The sequence below is a fragment of the Streptomyces sp. NPDC054841 genome, from assembly GCF_053611045.1.
Genome location: NZ_JBSGZO010000170.1, coordinates 1 through 16,518 on the forward strand (window position 1 = coordinate 1; position 16,518 = coordinate 16,518).

General features: G+C 69.9%; 17 protein-coding genes. 10 read left to right on the plus strand and 7 right to left on the minus strand.

Annotated features, from left to right (window positions below; genetic code table 11):
* Positions 1-1,121 (minus strand): cation:proton antiporter (locus ACWGI8_RS22405; RefSeq protein WP_453663324.1); only part of this gene is annotated, 1,121 nt, incomplete at its 3' end.
* Between the two features lie 4 nt (positions 1,122-1,125).
* Positions 1,126-1,596, minus strand: coding sequence for a cation:proton antiporter regulatory subunit (locus ACWGI8_RS22410; protein WP_453663326.1), 471 nt, complete (start codon positions 1,594-1,596; stop codon positions 1,126-1,128).
* A gap of 276 nt (positions 1,597-1,872) precedes the next feature.
* On the opposite strand from ACWGI8_RS22410, the gene ACWGI8_RS22415 reads away from it, so the two are divergent.
* The 5 genes from ACWGI8_RS22415 to ACWGI8_RS22435 all read left to right on the plus strand — a co-directional run bounded on the left by ACWGI8_RS22415 (position 1,873) and on the right by ACWGI8_RS22435 (position 5,024).
* The gene (locus ACWGI8_RS22415) at positions 1,873-2,826 is read left to right on the plus strand and encodes a HAMP domain-containing sensor histidine kinase (protein WP_453663328.1); all 954 of its coding nucleotides are present in this window, start codon (positions 1,873-1,875) and stop codon (positions 2,824-2,826) included.
* Entirely contained in the window at positions 2,823-3,482 is a 660-nt protein-coding gene (locus ACWGI8_RS22420; RefSeq protein WP_453663330.1) for a response regulator, read from the plus strand. Before ACWGI8_RS22415 ends, ACWGI8_RS22420 begins: the two co-directional genes overlap by 4 nt.
* Before the next feature lie 162 nt (positions 3,483-3,644).
* Positions 3,645-3,941, plus strand: coding sequence for a GYD domain-containing protein (locus ACWGI8_RS22425; RefSeq protein WP_453663332.1), 297 nt, complete (start codon positions 3,645-3,647; stop codon positions 3,939-3,941).
* A gap of 105 nt (positions 3,942-4,046) precedes the next feature.
* Positions 4,047-4,421 carry a hypothetical protein gene (locus ACWGI8_RS22430; RefSeq protein WP_453663334.1) on the plus strand — a complete coding sequence of 125 codons (375 nt, stop codon included), beginning with the start codon at positions 4,047-4,049 and terminating at the stop codon, positions 4,419-4,421.
* A 129-nt stretch (positions 4,422-4,550) separates the two neighbouring features.
* The gene (locus ACWGI8_RS22435; RefSeq protein ID WP_453663335.1) at positions 4,551-5,024 is read left to right on the plus strand and encodes a VOC family protein; all 474 of its coding nucleotides are present in this window, start codon (positions 4,551-4,553) and stop codon (positions 5,022-5,024) included.
* Between the two features lie 89 nt (positions 5,025-5,113).
* On the opposite strand, the gene ACWGI8_RS22440 is transcribed toward ACWGI8_RS22435, so the two are convergent.
* The 5 genes from ACWGI8_RS22440 to ACWGI8_RS22460 form a co-directional block, all read right to left on the minus strand.
* Positions 5,114-6,232, minus strand: coding sequence for a phospholipase D-like domain-containing protein (locus ACWGI8_RS22440; RefSeq protein WP_453663337.1), 1,119 nt, complete (start codon positions 6,230-6,232; stop codon positions 5,114-5,116).
* A gap of 228 nt (positions 6,233-6,460) precedes the next feature.
* The gene (locus ACWGI8_RS22445; RefSeq protein ID WP_453663338.1) at positions 6,461-7,990 is read right to left on the minus strand and encodes an ABC transporter ATP-binding protein; all 1,530 of its coding nucleotides are present in this window, start codon (positions 7,988-7,990) and stop codon (positions 6,461-6,463) included.
* The gene (locus tag ACWGI8_RS22450; protein ID WP_453663340.1) at positions 7,987-8,871 is read right to left on the minus strand and encodes an ABC transporter permease; all 885 of its coding nucleotides are present in this window, start codon (positions 8,869-8,871) and stop codon (positions 7,987-7,989) included. Before ACWGI8_RS22450 ends, ACWGI8_RS22445 begins: the two co-directional genes overlap by 4 nt.
* On the minus strand, positions 8,868-9,902 hold the full coding sequence (locus tag ACWGI8_RS22455) for an ABC transporter permease (RefSeq protein WP_453663341.1): 1,035 nt from the start codon (positions 9,900-9,902) through the stop codon (positions 8,868-8,870). The genes ACWGI8_RS22450 and ACWGI8_RS22455 overlap by 4 nt, the downstream gene beginning before the upstream one ends.
* A complete protein-coding gene (locus tag ACWGI8_RS22460; protein ID WP_453663343.1) occupies positions 9,887-11,431 on the minus strand; it encodes an ABC transporter substrate-binding protein in 1,545 nt (514 codons plus the stop codon). The genes ACWGI8_RS22455 and ACWGI8_RS22460 overlap by 16 nt, the downstream gene beginning before the upstream one ends.
* A 382-nt stretch (positions 11,432-11,813) precedes the next feature.
* Between ACWGI8_RS22460 and ACWGI8_RS22465 the strand changes: the two genes are divergently transcribed.
* The 5 genes from ACWGI8_RS22465 to ACWGI8_RS22485 form a co-directional block, all read left to right on the plus strand.
* Positions 11,814-12,809, plus strand: coding sequence for a TauD/TfdA family dioxygenase (locus ACWGI8_RS22465; protein ID WP_453663344.1), 996 nt, complete (start codon positions 11,814-11,816; stop codon positions 12,807-12,809).
* A gap of 28 nt (positions 12,810-12,837) precedes the next feature.
* Positions 12,838-13,863, plus strand: a complete 1,026-nt coding sequence (locus tag ACWGI8_RS22470; protein ID WP_453663346.1) for an ornithine cyclodeaminase family protein — start codon at positions 12,838-12,840, stop codon at positions 13,861-13,863.
* Complete coding sequence (locus ACWGI8_RS22475; RefSeq protein WP_453663348.1) at positions 13,854-15,224, plus strand: Y4yA family PLP-dependent enzyme; 1,371 nt, start codon at positions 13,854-13,856, stop codon at positions 15,222-15,224. Before ACWGI8_RS22470 ends, ACWGI8_RS22475 begins: the two co-directional genes overlap by 10 nt.
* A 39-nt stretch (positions 15,225-15,263) precedes the next feature.
* Positions 15,264-16,292: a cysteine synthase family protein gene (locus tag ACWGI8_RS22480; RefSeq protein WP_453663350.1), complete on the plus strand. Its 1,029-nt coding sequence runs from the start codon at positions 15,264-15,266 to the stop codon at positions 16,290-16,292.
* A 5-nt stretch (positions 16,293-16,297) separates the two neighbouring features.
* Positions 16,298-16,518: MATE family efflux transporter (locus ACWGI8_RS22485; protein WP_453663352.1), on the plus strand; the 221-nt coding region annotated here is incomplete at its 3' end.

A 16,518-nucleotide genomic window follows, 5' to 3' on the forward strand; every position in this document is an offset into this window, starting at 1 on the left:
GTGTAGCGGGCGGTCAGCGGACCGATCACCACCAGCAGCAGGACGTACGCGGTGGCCAGCGGCCCCAGCGCCGGTTCGATCCCCGCGGTGACGGCCAGCCCGGCGATGACGATCGAGAACTCGCCCCGCGCCACGAGAGTGCCGCCCGCACGCCAGCGTCCCTTGACTCCGACACCGGCCCGGCGCGCCGCCCAGTACCCCGTGGCGATCTTCGTCAGGGCCGTGACCACTGCCAGCGCCAAGGCAGGAAGGAGGACGGGCGGGATGCTCGCGGGGTCGGTGTGCAGGCCGAAGAAGACGAAGAACACGGCGGCGAACAGGTCCCTGAGCGGGCTGAGGAGTGTGTGGGTGCCCTCGGCGACCTCGCCGGAGAGAGCGATGCCGACGAGGAACGCACCTACGGCCGCGGAGACTTGGAGCTGCTGGGCGATGCCCGCGACCAGCAGGGTCAGACCCAGAACCACGAGCAGGAGCTTTTCAGGGTCGTCGCTGGAGACGAAGCGGGAGATGACCCTGCCGTAGCGCACGGCGACGAACAGCACCGCCCCTGCCACGCCGAGCGCGATCGCCAGGGGCAGGCTGCCTGCGGCGAGACTGACACCGGCGAGCAGCGCGGTGATGATCGGCAGGTAGACGGCCATGGCCAGGTCTTCGAGGACCAGGATGCTGAGGATCACCGGTGTCTCGCGGTTGCCGACTCTGCCGAGGTCGCCGAGGACCTTGGCGATCACTCCGGAGGACGAGATCCATGTGACGCCCGCCAGCACCACGGCCGCGACGGGGCCCCACCCCAGCAGCAGCGCGGCCACGGCTCCGGGCAGCGCATTGAGGGCGAAGTCGACCAGCCCGGCCGGATACTGGGTCTTCAGGTTGGAGACCAGGTCACTGGCGGTGTACTCCAAGCCCAGCATCAGCAGCAGCAGAATCACACCGATCTCGGCGCCGATCGCGACGAACTCCTCGCTCGTCCCCAGCGGCAGCAGTCCGCCCTTGCCGAAGGCGAGACCCGCGAGCAGATACAGCGATATGGGCGAGAACTGGAAACGGCCGGCGAGCCGTCCCAGCAGACCGAGGCCGAGGATGATCGCACCGAACTCGATCAGGAAGACAGCGGAGTGCACCCGTTCACTCCCGCCCGAGTATCGCCGCGGCCGCGTCCACACCCTCGCGGGTGCCGATGACGATCAGCGTGTCCCCGCCGGCCAGCCGGAAGTCCGGTGCCGGGGAAGGAATGGCGTCGGCCCTGCGCAGCACGGCGACGATGGAGGCGCCGGTCTCCGTACGCATGCGTGTCTCGCCCAGGACGCGCCCGTTCCAGTGCGAGTGGACGGACAGTTCGATCCGCTCGGCGACCAGGCCGAGATCGGTGGTGTGCAGAACGTTCGGGCTGTGATGGGCGGGCATCAGCGCGTCGATCAGCGAGGCCGTCTCCGCGCCGCTGAGGTGGAGCGACTGAGCACACGCGTCGGGGTCGTCGGCCCGGTAGACGTTGACCGTCCGGGTCCCGTCCCGGTGCGCGATCACCGACAGATGACGGTGCTCACGCGTGGTGAGGTCGTACTGGACACCGATGCCCGGCAAGGGCGTCGTGCTCATCCGTGGAGCAGGCACAGCCCGTCCCTTCCTGATCCCTGACTGTTCGAAAGCCCGCGATGGGCAGCGGGGAAGCTGATCCGACCGCAGCGACCGCACATGTTGCCATCAACCGACCGTGTCCTGATATGGGTGTCACCACGGATGGACAGGGCCCGGGGACAACGGTCAGGGTGAGGCGGGGACACGAGTCCCGCCGCAGGTCAGAGGGTGAATGGACCTCAGGGGTATGAGCGGCGACAGTGGAGGGGTGAGCCCACCGAGGAGGCACAGAGAATCATGTCGCTGTACTGGCGGATCTTCCTGCTCAACGCCGCCGTGCTCGTCGTCGCCGTCCTGCTGCTGCTCGGACCTGTCACCGTCTCCACCCCCGTGCTGATGGGCGAGGCCCTGGTGCTGGTTGCCGGGCTGATCGCCATGCTCGTCGCCAACGCGGTACTGCTGCGGATCGGCCTCGCACCGTTGCAGCGGCTCACCCGCGCCATGGCTACGGCCGACCTGCTGCGGCCCGGCAGCCGACCGGCGGTCACCGGCCATGGCGAGACGGCCGAGCTGACCGCGACGTTCAACGCCATGCTCGACCGGCTGGAAGCCGAGCGTGCCGGCAGCAGTGGCCGCGTACTGTCCGCGCAGGAAGCCGAGCGTCAGCGCATCGCACAGGAGCTCCACGACGAGATCGGCCAGACCCTCACGGCCGTCCTCCTGCAGCTGAAGCACTGCGCGGACCGGGCCCCCGGCGCGTTGCGGGACGAACTCCGCCAGGTGCAGGAGGCGACTCGAGGAAGTCTCGACGAGATCCGCCGCATCGCCCGGCGGCTCCGTCCCGGGGTGCTGGAGGAACTCGGCCTCCACAGCGCCCTTCGGGCCCTGGCCGCCGAGTTCACCACCCCCGGTCTGAACGTGCGGCACCACATCGATCCCGGTCTGCCGGCACTGGACCAGGAGACCGAACTCGTCTTCTACCGGGTTGCCCAGGAAGGACTGACCAACACCGCCCGCCACTCGGGCGCCGGCCAAGTGGAACTGCATCTGCGCAACCTCCCAGGAGGGGGAGTGGGACTCCTGATCCGCGACAACGGCAAAGGACTCGGTCAGTCGACGGAAGGCGCCGGGATGCGCGGCATGCGCGAGCGGGCCCTGCTGATCGGAGCCGATCTGACCCGCGGCAACGGTGAGGGCGGCGGAACCGAGGTGCGCCTGGACGTCTCCGCGGCGAAGGGGAACGCCCGATGACCGGACCTGCCCAGACCCGCATCCTGCTCGCCGACGACCACGCGCTCGTGCGCCGCGGAGTCCGGCTCATCCTCGACAACGAACCCGACCTCACCGTCGTCGCCGAGGCCGACAACGGCGCCGAGGCGGTCGCCGAGGCCCGCACCGCACGGATCGACCTGGCCATCCTCGACATCGCCATGCCCCGGATGACCGGTCTGCAGGCCGCCCGCGAGCTGAGCCGCCTGCGGCCGGACCTGCGCATCCTCATCCTGACGATGTACGACAACGAGCAGTACTTCTTCGAGGCCCTCAAAGCCGGTGCCAGCGGCTACGTGCTGAAATCCGTCGCCGACCGCGACCTCGTCGAAGCCTGCCACGCGGCGATGCGCGACGAGCCCTTCATCTACCCCGGCGCCGAGACCACCCTCATCCGCAAATACCTCGACCGCGCCAGGCAGGGCGACCCCCTGCCCGCCAGGGCCATCACCGACCGCGAGGAGGAAATCCTCAAGCTCGTCGCCGAAGGCCACACGTCGAAGGAGATCGGCGACATCCTCGTCATCAGCACCAAGACCGTCGAACGCCACCGCGCCAACCTGCTCCAGAAACTCGGGCTGCGCGACCGCCTGGAACTCACTCGCTACGCGATCCGCGCCGGGCTCATCGAACCGTAGTCACGCCCACCACGGCCGACGCGTTCGCCCAGTACGGCCGGCGCCGGCCGTGGCTGATCGCTCGTATCACCCGTTCTGATGCGCATCTCGGGCACGGTTACGGCCATGATGTCCAGAATTGGCCCCACGAAGTGTTGTGTCTCCTCACAGGGGTGAAGACGGATGCCGACGTATGTCACGCTGCTGAACTGGACCGATCAGGGAATCCGGAACTACAAGGACACTGCGCAGCGCGCCGAGGCCTTCGGAGCCGCGGTGCAGAAACTCGGGGCGAAGCTCCTGAACATCTACTGGACCGTCGGTGCGTACGACCTCGTCGCCGTCGTCGAGGCGCCCGACGACGAGACCGCCACTGCGGCGCTCCTGCAGCTCGGCGGGGTGGGCAACGTCCGTACCACGACCCTGAGGGCCTTCGACCAGGAGGAGATGGGCCGCATCATCGCCAAGGCCACCGGCTGAGGACCGCGCCAACTACGACAGGCGGCCTCGACCGGCATGCCCCGGCCGACGAGTTCGCGGGCACCCGGCCCCCGGCGAGCGTGCCGACGAATAGAATCGGCTTTCATGTCGAACGCTGACGAGCTGCTTGTTGACATTGCCGCCATGGTGGAGTCCGAGCAGAGCAATCAGATGTCCATGACCGTGGTCACCGGCGGCGCCGTCATCACCGGACGGCTGGCTCCCGAAGCCGTGTGGAGGCAGCGCGTGGCTGAGGTCCTGAGGGACTCGGACCGCCTCCGCCCGTTCTCCGGAGTCTTCACCGCCGACCGGACACGGGACCGGCCCGACCGCGGCGGGCCGCCCACGCATCTGCACTTCCACGTCGCCCGGATCCTGCAAGGCAACATCGGGATCCCCGAGACGGGAGGGATGTACCGCGTCGCCATCAAGGACGTCAGCGGCTGGACCGTCGGAGACTTCAGCTACTCCGATCGCTGAGCCACCGTGGTGGTCAGGTCGGCGGGTCGGGACGGCCGTGGGCGCTGCCTCATGCAAGGATCGCCGCACGTTCAACCGGTGACGCACGGGACGCGAGATTCCCCGACGTCAAGAGCGAAAGACATCCGCATGGACCTGAAACTCGAAGTCATCGTGCTGCCCGTTTCCGACGTCGATCGGGCAAAGGGCTTCTACGAGGCGGCGGGATTCCGGCTGGATATCGACAACGTCGCCAGTGAGGACTACCGGTGTGTGCAGTTCACACCGCCCGGCTCCGAGGGCTCGATCATCTTCGGTAAGGGGGTCACCTCCGCCGCCCCCGGCTCGGTCCAGGGCCTGTACCTCATCGTCTTCGACATCGAGGAGGCCCGCGCAGAGCTCATCGGCCGCGGCATCGAGGTGAGCGAGGTGTTCCACGATGCCGGAGGGATCTTCCACCACGGCCACGACGCCGGAGAGGTCATCCACCCCGCCGGAGACGAGGGGCGGGTGGCCGGCCCGCACCCAGCACGTGCCGACTACGGCTCCTACGCCACCTTCAGCGACCCGGACGGCAACGGCTGGGTGCTCCAGGAGGTCAGGAAGAGGGCCCCCGGCCGCTGACACTGTGTCAGCCGGCCGGGGTGCGGCGGCCGTGACCAGCCTGATCAACGCAAGGGGCGGACCTGCGGGGCCCGTCCCTACGAGCCGGGTCAGCCGGTCAGGGTGGCCACGGACCGCATGGCGAGGAAGTTGCTGCGGTAAGCGTCGTGGGTCGCGGCGCCCTCGACGCGCAGGAGGGCCTCGTCGTTCTCCCGCAGGGAGGAGAGGTCGAGGTTGTGGGATCCGGTGAAGGTCCACTTGGTGTCCGGGTGCCCGGCGTAATTGCCCTCGACCAGAAGGTACTTGGAGTGGACGAAAAGATCGTCCCCCTCGCTCGCGGGCGTGCCGTTGTCGAGATGCAGCTTGTACGGCTTGATCCGTGCATGGTTGCCGAGGGCCGTCAGCTCGTCGGTCTCGTTGTAGACGACTTCGACCCAGCAGTCCTGATCGGCCAGCGCCCTCAGCTTGGTGGCCACCTCCTCGCGGTAGAAGGCGTACGCGGCGACGCGGATGACGGTCTTGTGGGAGGCGGACCCGACCGTCGTGTTACCCGTGCACGTCACGTTGTTCAGCACGTCGACGATGAGGTCGCCGCTGCTCTGCGGGAAGAAGTAGTACTTCTCACCCCCGGCGGTGGCTCCCTGCCGGAAGTAGTCCGCATTGCGGTTCTCGGCGGCGAGGTCGTTGAAGTACCCCGTGTACGCCGTGTAGAGCTCGGTGTTGCCCACGGACGTGTAGGCGTTGTTCCAGAACCGGGAGGTGTTCGCGGCCGTCTGGTTGGCGGATGTCTGGATCACCACGTCCTCGGCAACTCCCGGGTCGCCCACCCGGGAGAAGAGGAAGAACTTGTTGTGGTTGATGTGGTTCTTGGCGGCGTTGAACGTCGCGTCGGCGATGCACGCGCGGTCCGCGGGACAGATGTGCACCCAGGATGCCTGGGTCATGTCCGTACCAAGGGCGGACGTGAGCTGTGTCGCGGCCGTGGAGGTCGAGTAGGAGTGGTCCAGCACGACACGCACCTGAACCCCACGCTGGTGAGCGCGTCCGAGTGCGTCGCTGTACCCGGTGTCGGTCAGGGCATACATGGCGGCGCGCAGCGTACGGCCGCTCTGGGTGTCGTCGATCGCCTTGATGATGTGGTTCTTGACCGCATCCTGTTCAGCGGGGGTGCCCAGGGGGTTGTTGAAGACCGCGCCCGTGGTGAGTGCGGGCCCCGTGTCCGCCGCCAATGCGGCGGGGTACGGGACCAGAAGCGCAGCCAGAAGGGACCCTGTGAACACGACCGTCGCCCATATACGTCTGATGTCTCTCACTCCTCGACACTGATCGTTCCTGCTGTGAGCAGGTGCACGATAGCCCGTGCCGATGGCCCCGCCGCCACGAGGCCCGGTAGATCATTTGGGCCCGGGTGACTCAGGTCACTCTCTCACGCCGCCGGCTTCGGCCCCGGGAGTGGCTCAAGCGGGCTGCACCGCTCCCGCCACCAGGGCGGCGGTCACCGGGTGGGCGGGGGAGGTGAACACCTGCGCCGTGGGACCCGATTCCACGGCGCGGCCCGCGGACAGGACAAGGAGGCTGTCGGTCCGGCCGGCGATGAGGCGCAGGTCGTGGCTGATGAGGACGAGGGCGAGGTCGCGGCCGGCCCGTAGCTTCTCGAGCAGGTCCATGACCGCAGCGGCGGTTCCGTCGTCCACGGCGGAGGTGACTTCGTCGCAGACCAGTACGTCGGGATCGGCCGCCAGCGCGCGGGCTATGGCGGCACGCTGGCGTTGGCCGCCGGAGAGCTCGTGGGGGTAGCGGTCCGCGAAGTCGGCGGGGAGCCCGACCTGTTCGAGGAGCTCCAGGACGCGGGCGGCGGAGCGGTCGCGGCCGGTGCGCCTGTGCAGGCGCAGCGGGCGGCCGATCGTCGCTCCGACGGTGCGGCTGGGGTTGAGGGTGCCCAGGGGGTCCTGCGGTACGAGTTGGAGGCGTCGGCGCTGTTCGCGGGTGCGGCCGTGCGCGGCGGTGGCGAGGGGTACTCCGTCGAGGGTGACCGTGCCGCTGGTGGGGCGGTGGAGTCCGACGATGGCACGCACCAGGGTCGTCTTGCCCGAGCCGGAGGCCCCGACGATGCCCGTGCTGGAGCCGGGCGCGACAGTGAGGTCGATGTCCTGGAGGACGGGTGTGCGGCGGCCGCGTTGCACGAAAGCGGCGTGCAGGCCGGACACTTCGAGTACCGGTGAGCCGGCGGGGAGTGGCCGGCCGGTGACGCGCGGGTCGGGGCGTGGCGGTGTGACGGCGCCTTGAGACAGGTCCACGACGTCGTCGGCGAGTCGGGACACCAGGTCGGAGTCGTGGCAGGACAGTGCGACGGCGAGCCGGTGGTTGACGGCCAGGTGGCGCAGGAGTTCGGCTATCTCGTCGCGCACTTCCGGATCGAGCCCGGCGGTGGGTTCGTCGAGGAGCAGGATGGCAGGGCGGCGGGCCAGTGCCCTGGCCAGAGCGACGCGCCGCTGCTGACCGCCGGAGAGTCCTTTGGTGCCGCGGTCGGGGAGGCCGTTGTCCGTGGGCAGTTGCACCTCGGCGAGCAGCGCGTCGAGGGCCTCGCTGCTGCGGTCCACGGCGACCTCGGCCAGCAGGCGGCGTACCTTCATCCGGGGATTGAGGCCGGAGCCGGGGTCCTGGCCGACGTAGGCGAGGCGGTGGCGGCGCAGCAGGCGCAGCTCGGACGGAGCCAGCTCCAGTACGTCGCGGCCCAGGACCTCGACGCGTCCGGCCGTGCGCCGCATTCCCGGCGCCAGGACGCCTGCCACAGCGCGGAGCAGCGTGGTCTTGCCGGTGCCGGAAGGGCCGGTGAGTGCGGTGATGCGGCCGGGGCGGACCTTCATGCCGGCGCCGTCCAGGAGCAGACGGCCGTCCGGGGCGGCGATGGTCAGGTCCGTGACGCTGACCGCCGTTTGCGAGTCGGGGACTTGGCCCTCGGGGTACCAGGCGGGCATGTGGTTCACAGGTGGGTCACCGCCTTCCGGCCGGTCTGGGGGACGAGTGCCGAGGCGGCGAGGTTGACGCTCATGGCGAGGAGGCCGATGGCGATGCTGGGGGCGAGGACGGCCCAGGGGTTGAGGACGATGCCGGCTGAGTTCTCGCGGATCATCAGGGCCCAGTCGGCAGCGGGGGGCTGGGGCCCGACTTGGAGGAAGCTCGCGGTGGCGACGACGTAGACGGCGGCGACGAAGCGGAGCCCGAAGAGCGCCAGGAGGGTTGCTCGCAGGTTGGGCAGGACTTCGCGTACGACGAGGTGCCACAGCCGTTCGCCGCCGACCGCCGCCGCCTCGATGTAGCCGGAGGCCGCTACGGGTGCGGCGGCGCCTGCGACGAGCCGCACCGCGTACGGCACGCCCATCACGACCGCCGCGGCGATCACCGCGAACCGGCCGCCTCCCGGCCAGGACAAGGCGACGAGGAGGATGCCGAGGACGGCGGGCAGCAGCATCAGCACGTCGGCCGACCGCTCGATGATCCGGCCGACCGCAGGCCGCAGGGCGCTGACCGCTCCGAGCAGGGCGGCCGCCCCGACGACCAGGACGGTCACGAGCAGGGATGTGGCGATGAGTTCGCGGCCTCCTGCGAGGAGGCGCGCGAGTACGTCCCGGCCGAGCTGGTCGCCTCCGAGCGGTGCCCCGCCGCCCGGTTCGGCGTACGGGGCGGTGACCGGGGTGTCGATGGCGTGCGGCGCGAGCCACGGCCCGACGACGGCGAGGGTCACGAGCAGAAGCGCGGGAAAAGTGCGCAGGATGACGCCTTGCCGAAGTCGGCGGCGGGCGGCCCGTTTCGGGGCGGCCGGGTCCGGAGCGCTCCCGCTGGAAACCGTCGCATCCGCGGCAGTCATATGCGGCCTCCCGAGGCCCAGGCCCGTATCAGATCGGCCAGCAGCAGCACGCCGGTGATGACGGCTCCGGTGAGGGCGACGACGCCGGCGACGACCGGGCTGTCCCGGTCGGTGACCGCGCCGGCCAGCACCGAGCCGATGCCGGGGTAGTTGAAGACGGTCTCCACCACGACGGCGCCGCCGAGCAGCATGCCGGTCGAGGTGGCGATGCCCGCCGCAATGGTGGGCATCGCGCCGGGCAGCAGGTGGTGGGTGAGGATGCGGTGGCGCGGCAGGCCGTCGATCACGGCGGTCTCCACGTGCGGGGCCCTGGCCTCGTCGGCGAGGGCGGCGCGCACGATTCGGGTGTTCCAGCCGGTCTGCGGGATCGCGAGAGCGAGTAGGGGCAGGACGAGCATCTGCCAGGAGGCGGGCGAGCCGTCGGCGTCGGTGAGGGTGACGGCGGGCAGCCAGTCGGTCCAGAGCGCGAAGACGAGGACGAGGGCGACCGCGACCACGAATTCGGGCAGCGCGAGGACACCGGTGGCCGTCGACGAGACGGCCCGGTCGGTCCTGCCGTCGGGCTTGAGCGCCGCCCAGCAGCCGAGGGCGAGCGAGGCCACAAGGGTGACCAGCAGGGCCGAGCCGCCGAGGAGCAGGGTGTTGGGGAAGGGCCGGGACAGGAGGCCGGTGACCGGCTCGCCGTGGGCGGAGATGCCGAGGTCGCCGGTGGGCAGGCCGGTCATCCAGTCGGTGAAGCGGGTGAGGAGGGGGCGGTCGAGGCCGAGGAGCTCGCGCCGCTCGGCGAGGTCGGCGGCGCTCTCGCCGCGTTCGGAGGTGGCGGTGGCCGCGTCGCCCGGCAGCAGTTCCACGGCGGCGAAGACGGTGGCGAGCAGCACGGCGAGCAGCAGGGCCCGGCGGGCGAGCAGCGCGAACACGCGCAACACCAGCCGCAGGAGCCCGGACAGCACGGGCCGGGCCGGCCGGGAGGCGGAACCTCCGGCCGGCTGGGTCGTGGACTGCGCCGCCGTACGGCTCAGCGGGCCAGCCATGCCCGCTCGAGCTGCACGCGTCCGTAGCCGGGCAGGGTGGGCAGGCCGCGCACCGGGGCGGCGGCCAGATCGATGCCGTCGGCCATGCCCCACAGCAGGTAGCCGGACGACTCGTGCTCGATCCGCTGGACATCGTGGAGCAGCTCGGTCCGGGCGGCCGGGTCCTTGGTCGCCATGGCCTTGCGGTACGCGGCGTCGAACTCCGCGTTCTTCCAGCCTGCTTCGTTGGTTCCCGAGTCGGAGACCATGGTCTTGCTGACGAAGAAGACCACCGAGTCGTTGGTGCCCCAGTAGGTGGTGTAGAGGTCGCCCTTGAGCCAGGTCTTGTCCCAGAAGGTGGCGGAATCCTGTTTGACCACCTCGATCTTCACCCCGGCCTCGCGCACCTGGATGGCGAACAGCGTCGCCGACTCGGCGAGACCGGAGATGTCCTCGGTGGTCATCAGCTTGTACGTCCTGGACGTGTCGAAGCCCGCCTCCTTCAGCAGCGATTTCGCCTTGGCGAGGTCGCGGGCGCGCCGCGGGATGTCCTTGGCGTACGCCGGGTCGCCGGTGCCCAGGATGTCGTTGGCGACGGTTCCGTAGCCGGACAGGACCTGCTTGACCATGGCCTCGCGGTCCACCGCCAGCCGCAGCGCCTCACGGACCTTCCCATCCGCGAACGAGCCGTCGGCGGTGCGCATGACGATGGGCATGGCCATGTCGTTGGGGCGGCGGATGATCTGGATGTCCTTGCGCTGCTCGGCGGTACGTGCGGCGACGGCGCCGGCGTTGGACGCGACGTCGATCTGCCCGGCGAGCAGGGCGTTGGCCATGGCCTGCGGGGACTCGAAGATCTTGACCTCGATGGCGTCGAGGAGGACCTCGCCGCCGTACCAGTTCTCGTTGCGTACCAGACGGGCGTTGCCGGAACGGAACCACTCCAGCTTGAAAGGGCCGGTGCCGGGGGCTTTGTCGAGCTCCTTGTCCGTCGTGTCCTTCTTGAGCACGAAGGTCGTCAGGCGGGTGAGCAGGGGCAGTTCGGCGTTGGCGTAGTCGGAGACCAGGACGACGGTGTCGGCGCCTTCGGCCTTGATGTTCTCCGCCTTGATGCCGGGCAGGCGGGAGGCGCCGGAGGGGGTGTTACGGAGCCGGCGCAGCGACCAGACGGCATCGTCGGCGGTGACCGGGGTGCCGTCGTGGAACTTCGCGCCCTCGGCGATGGTGAAGCGCCAGGTCTTCAGATCGTCGGACGCCTGCCATCGGGAGGCCAGCCGAGGCACGGTGTTGGTCTTGGCGCCGGGGGCCGTGAGGGTGTCGTGGACGAGCGCGATGACGAGGTAGTCGCTCTCGTTGGCCTGGCTCCCGTGCGGATCCCGGGTGATGGCCGAAGTGCGGCCCAGCGCGCCGACCCGGAGCGTGCCGCCCTTCGTGGGCTTGCCGTCCGCGGCGGCGGACTTGGCCGAGGTGTCACCACCCCCGGAGCAAGCGGCAAGAAGTGCCGTCGTGCCCATCGCTCCTCCGGCCCACAGCACTTGGCGCCTGTTCATGTTCACGTGCGTCCTCGATCCATTTCAGACCAACGGGGACGTGCTTAGGTTTGCCTACCCTAATGACAATCGTTGCCGCAAGGCCCTGCGTGCCGATCGAACCGATGGCCGAATGGCACCCGGCGCGTCGTCGCGCCCGAAGCGTGCGCCGCGTGCTCCGTCTTGATGCGCCAGCCGGTGCATCGCCAACCCGTCACTAAGGTTTGCCTAACCTTAGTTCCCTGCTAGCGTGCGGAGCGTCGCCAGCAATCGCAGCCCTGCAGCCACGCATGGGTTGCACTGGCCTGCCGGTTACGAATCCGCAGCCCCGGCCTCGGTGACGGTCCGGCGTCCCAGCACACCTGATTGCTCCTGCCGCCCGACGGAAACGGACTTCCTCGCCATGAGCAAGGCAGCCTTACCTGTCCGCCGGCTCGACGCCCGTACGCTGGGCGAACTGGGCCAAGCCGCGGAGAAGATACTCGACGAATTCGGCACATCGGCCACAACTCCCGGGCTTCTGCGACGGGTTGCCCAGGCAGCCGACGAGTTCAGCGAGACCCTGCGTCACCACTGCCGGCCCGTCGACACCGCCGACGGGCTGTTCGTCCTGCACGGCCTTGATGTCGACGACGACGCGATCGGCCCGACGCCCGCCAGTTGGGCCGCCGCCGGGGACAGCGGTGCCGTCTGCGACATCACGCTGCTGCTGCTCGCCACCGTGATGGGCAACCCCATCGCCTGGGTAGGGCAGCAGAACGGCCGCTTCGTCCACAACATCGTCCCGTCACCCGGGCACGAGGCCGAGCAGACCGGCGCCAGCAGCACCGTCCTCCTCAGCCCGCACACGGAGGACGCCTTCCACCCTGGCCGCGCCCACCTGCTGATGCTCGGGTGCATGCGCAACCCCGACAACATCGGCACGACCGCCGCCAGCATCCGCAGGGTCCGACTCGCGGACGAGGACATCGACATCCTGACGCGGCCCGCTCTCCCGATCCTCCCCGACGACGCCTACGCCGAAGCCCAGGGCTACGCCGACGAAGCGCCTCCGGCCGTGCCCACGCTGTTCGCCACCGAGGACGGCATGACGCTGCGCTTCGACCCGGCCTACACACCGCTGGATGAAGCCGACGACACCTACCGGGCCGCCTACCAGCGCCTGGAGGCGGAACTCGCCCGCGTCTCCGTCGCGGTCAGCCTCACCCCCGGCGAAGTCCTCGTCGTCGACAACGACCTGGTCGTCCACGGCAGGGTGCCCTTCCAGGCCCGCTACGACGGCACCGACCGATGGCTCAAGCGCGCCTCCGTCCGCGTCCCCGGACGGCTCACCCGCCCCCTGGCCGAAGCCGGCGAGCACGGCTACGGCCAGGCCGCCCTCGAAGCCCACACCGCCTGAACACCCGCCCACGGACCGGAGGAACACCATGACCGACACCTCGATCGCCCCCGCCGGACCCCGCGCATCCGGCGACGACGAACACCTGCGGCTACTGTCGAAGACAGACCTGGCCGGGATCGAGATATCCCTGTCCGACGTGGTCGCCACCGTGGAAGGCGCCTACCGCACCCTCCACGCAGGCCAGTCGGACAACCCCCGCAAGCTGACGGTCAAGCCGCAGGACGGGCACTCGGTCTCCTACGCCATGCTCGGGCGCGACGGCTCCCGCAACGCCGTCGCGATCAAGACCTCGTACAAGCACGGTCTGGACAAGGGCCGCGAGGAACAGCACTACTACACGACGCTGACCCTCTACGACGATGTCACCGGTCTGCCGGTGGCGATGATGGACTGCTCCCGCATCGGCTCCCTGCGCACCCCGGCCGTCTCCGCGCTGCTCGCCCGCGAATGCGCGGCGCCCGGCGCCCGCAGCGCCCTGGTCATCGGCACCGGAACCCAGGGCCGGCTCGCCTTTCCGTTCCTGCTCACCACCGTCCCGGACCTCGACCGGCTGATGCTCTTCGGTACCCACTCCGAAGGCATCGCCGCCGTACGCGAGCAGTTGCAGGCCCACTTCCCCGACCGCGACGTCGAGATCGTCACCGATCTGCGAGCCATGGCCTCCGACGCCGACGTCATCGTCGCCACCGCCGGAGCCCACACGCCCGCCGCTGTCGAAGCGGGCTGGCTCAAGCCTGCCGCGCTGACCATCCTTGTCGGTCACGGTCTCGCTCCCTCGACCCTGCACCAGGCCGACCGCGTCATCGCCACGAGCGAGGCACAGATGAACGTCACCGGCACGGACATGGCCGACGCCGACGGCGAACTTCCGGCTGTCGATGCCGAGTTCCCGCCGGTGCTGGCGGGCGTCGTCGCCGGCCGCCGCTCGGCCGAGGAGCGGATCTTCGCCTACAACAGCGGCCTGGTCGTCACCGACATCGCTCTCGGACACCGCTTCGCGCAGCTCGCCCTTGCCCAGGGCCTGGGGACCGAGGTGCCGCTGTGGCAGTGAGTCGCCCCGCCTGGCCGACTCTGCCCGTCCTTGCCGACCCCGCCACGGACGCGGTCCTGGCCAGCGGACTGATCGAGGAGCTGTCCTACGCCTTCGGCGGCCCGTTCCATTTCCTGCTGCCGGACGCCTTCGACGCCAACCTTCAAGGGCTTCGGTCCGCCCTGGACGAGGCGGGTGTGGACGGCTTCGTGTACTTCGCGAAGAAGGCCAACAAGGCCGCCGTCTGGACCGAACGCTGTGCCGTGAACGGCGCGGGCGTCGACGTCGCGTCCGTCGGGGAGCTGCGCGAAGCCCTCGGACACGGGATACGTGGGGGGAACCTCGTGGTCACCGGCCCGGCCAAGGGCACGGAGCTGCTGAGCCTCGCGCTCCGGCACGGCGCGCTGATCGCCGTCGACGCACTCGACGAACTCGACACGCTCATCACGATGGCCCCGCCCGGCGCCCTGCGCCCCGCCCGGCTGCTCCTGCGCTGCCTGCCGCCGTCCCAGCCGAACAGCCGCTTCGGTATGAACGATGCCGAGTTGAGCGCCGCCATGGACCGCTGCGTGCAGGCGGGCGAGGCGGTAGGCATGGAGGGCTTCAGCTTCCACCTGTCCGGGTATGCCGTCCAGCCGCGCGCCGACCTCGTCGGCCGCCTGGTCGACCTGTGCCTCGGGGCCCGCGTCCTGGGCCTGGAGGCCGACCGGATCAGCATGGGCGGCGGCCTGGCGGTCAGCTACACCGACGCCGACAGCTGGCGCACCTTCCTCAGCGAGCAGAAGAGCAGTCACTACCACGTGGGCAAGTCCTTCAGCACCGGCGACTTCTACCCGTACCACTCGCCGGCCGCAGGAGCCGAGGCGCTGCGAGCCCTCCTCTCGGCCCGACCCGGGGGCCACGGCCGGAGTCTCGCCGAGCTGCTGAAGCAGGCCGGTGTCGCCCTGCTGATGGAGCCCGGGCGCGCGCTGCTGGACCAGGCCGGCGCGACCGTGTTCCGGATCCAGGGTGTCAAGGACCGCGACGGCTACCAGCTCCTGACCGTCGACGGCACCAGCCTGAGCCTGTCCGAGCAGTGGTTCAACAGTGAGTACCTGCCCGACCCGCGCCTGCTCTCCCGGAGCGCGGACGCCCCAGCCGGTACCTGGCCCGCCAGCATCGGGGCCGCGACATGCCTGGAGTCGGACATGCTCACCTGGCGCAAGATCCCCTTCCCCCGCCGGCCGCGCACCGGTGACCTGCTGGTCTACCCCAACACGGCCGGCTACCAGATGGACTCCAACGAGTCGCCCTTCCACGACCTGGCCCTGCCGCCGAAGGTCGTCATCGACCACACCGGGCGCGCGCGCCCCCGCTGGCGGCTGGACCACCACTTCACCTGAGCCGTCGCCCCCGTACCGTCCCCCTCAGAGGAGCATTCGATGCCCGGAGCACTTCAGCGCCCCGCCGTGGTCTCCCGTGTATCCGACCTCATCGGCTACACCCCCCTGCTGGAACTCGCCACCACCGAAACCGGCAGCCGCCTGCTGCTGAAGCTGGAGATGTTCAACCCGACCGGCACCGCGAAGATCCGCATGGCGCGCCAGATGGTCCTCGACGCCGAAGCGCGCGGCGAACTGCGACCCGGCGGCCGGATCATCGAGTCCACCTCCGGCAACACCGGCCTCGGGCTCGCCGTGATCGCCGCCGAACGGGGCTACACCTTCATCGCCGTCGTCGACAACCATGCCAGCGCCGACAAGCTGCGCGGTATGCAGGCCCTGGGCACCGAGCTCGTCCACGTCGTCGACAACGGCACCGAAGACCTCGCCACGGCCGCCCGCGAGGAGCTCGCCGAAGAGATGGCCCGCGGTCAGGAGAACACCGTCTTCACCGAGCAGCACAACAACCCGAGCAACGGCGTCGGATACTTCCCCGTCGCCCACGAACTGCATGAGGCACTCGACGGCGACATCGACGTACTCATCGGAGCGGTCGGCACCGGCGGAAGTCTCTGCGGCACCACCCGCGAACTGCGCAAACTCATACCCGGCTGCACCACCATCGGCGTCGAGCCCAAGGGGTCCACCGCCTTCGGCGGCCCCGCCCACGACTACCACCAGTCCGGCACGGGCACTCCGGAGGGAGCTCCGATCGGCGCCTTGGTCGACTTCGACCTCATCGACGAAGGCGTCAAGGTCGGCGATGTCGAAGCCTTCGCCACCTGCCGCGCGGTCGCCCGCACCGGACTGCTCATCGGCGGCTCGGCAGGCGGTGTCGTCCACGAGGCCCTGACCCGCCTGCCGTCGCTGCCCCCCGGCAGCACTATGGTCGCGCTCGTCAACGACGGCGGAGAGAAGTACATGGACACCGTCTTCAACGACGACTGGATGCAAGCCCGCGGCCTGCTCGATCCCGGAGCGGAACGGGAAGTCGACGAGCTTCTCACCAAACTCCGCAGGAGCCGGTAATCCCCATGACGGCCACCCTCCTCCGCGACAGCCGCGCCCTGGCCGGCCTCGCCGTCCCGCTCATCCTCACCCAGCTCGCCCAGGTGGCCCTGACCACCACGGACACCGTGATGATGGGCATGCTCGGCACCCGGGAACTGGCGGCCGGGGGCCTGGCCATCGTCATCTTCAACCAGCTGCGCACCATGGGCGTCGGCCTGGTCACCTCCGTCGGCAACCAGACAGC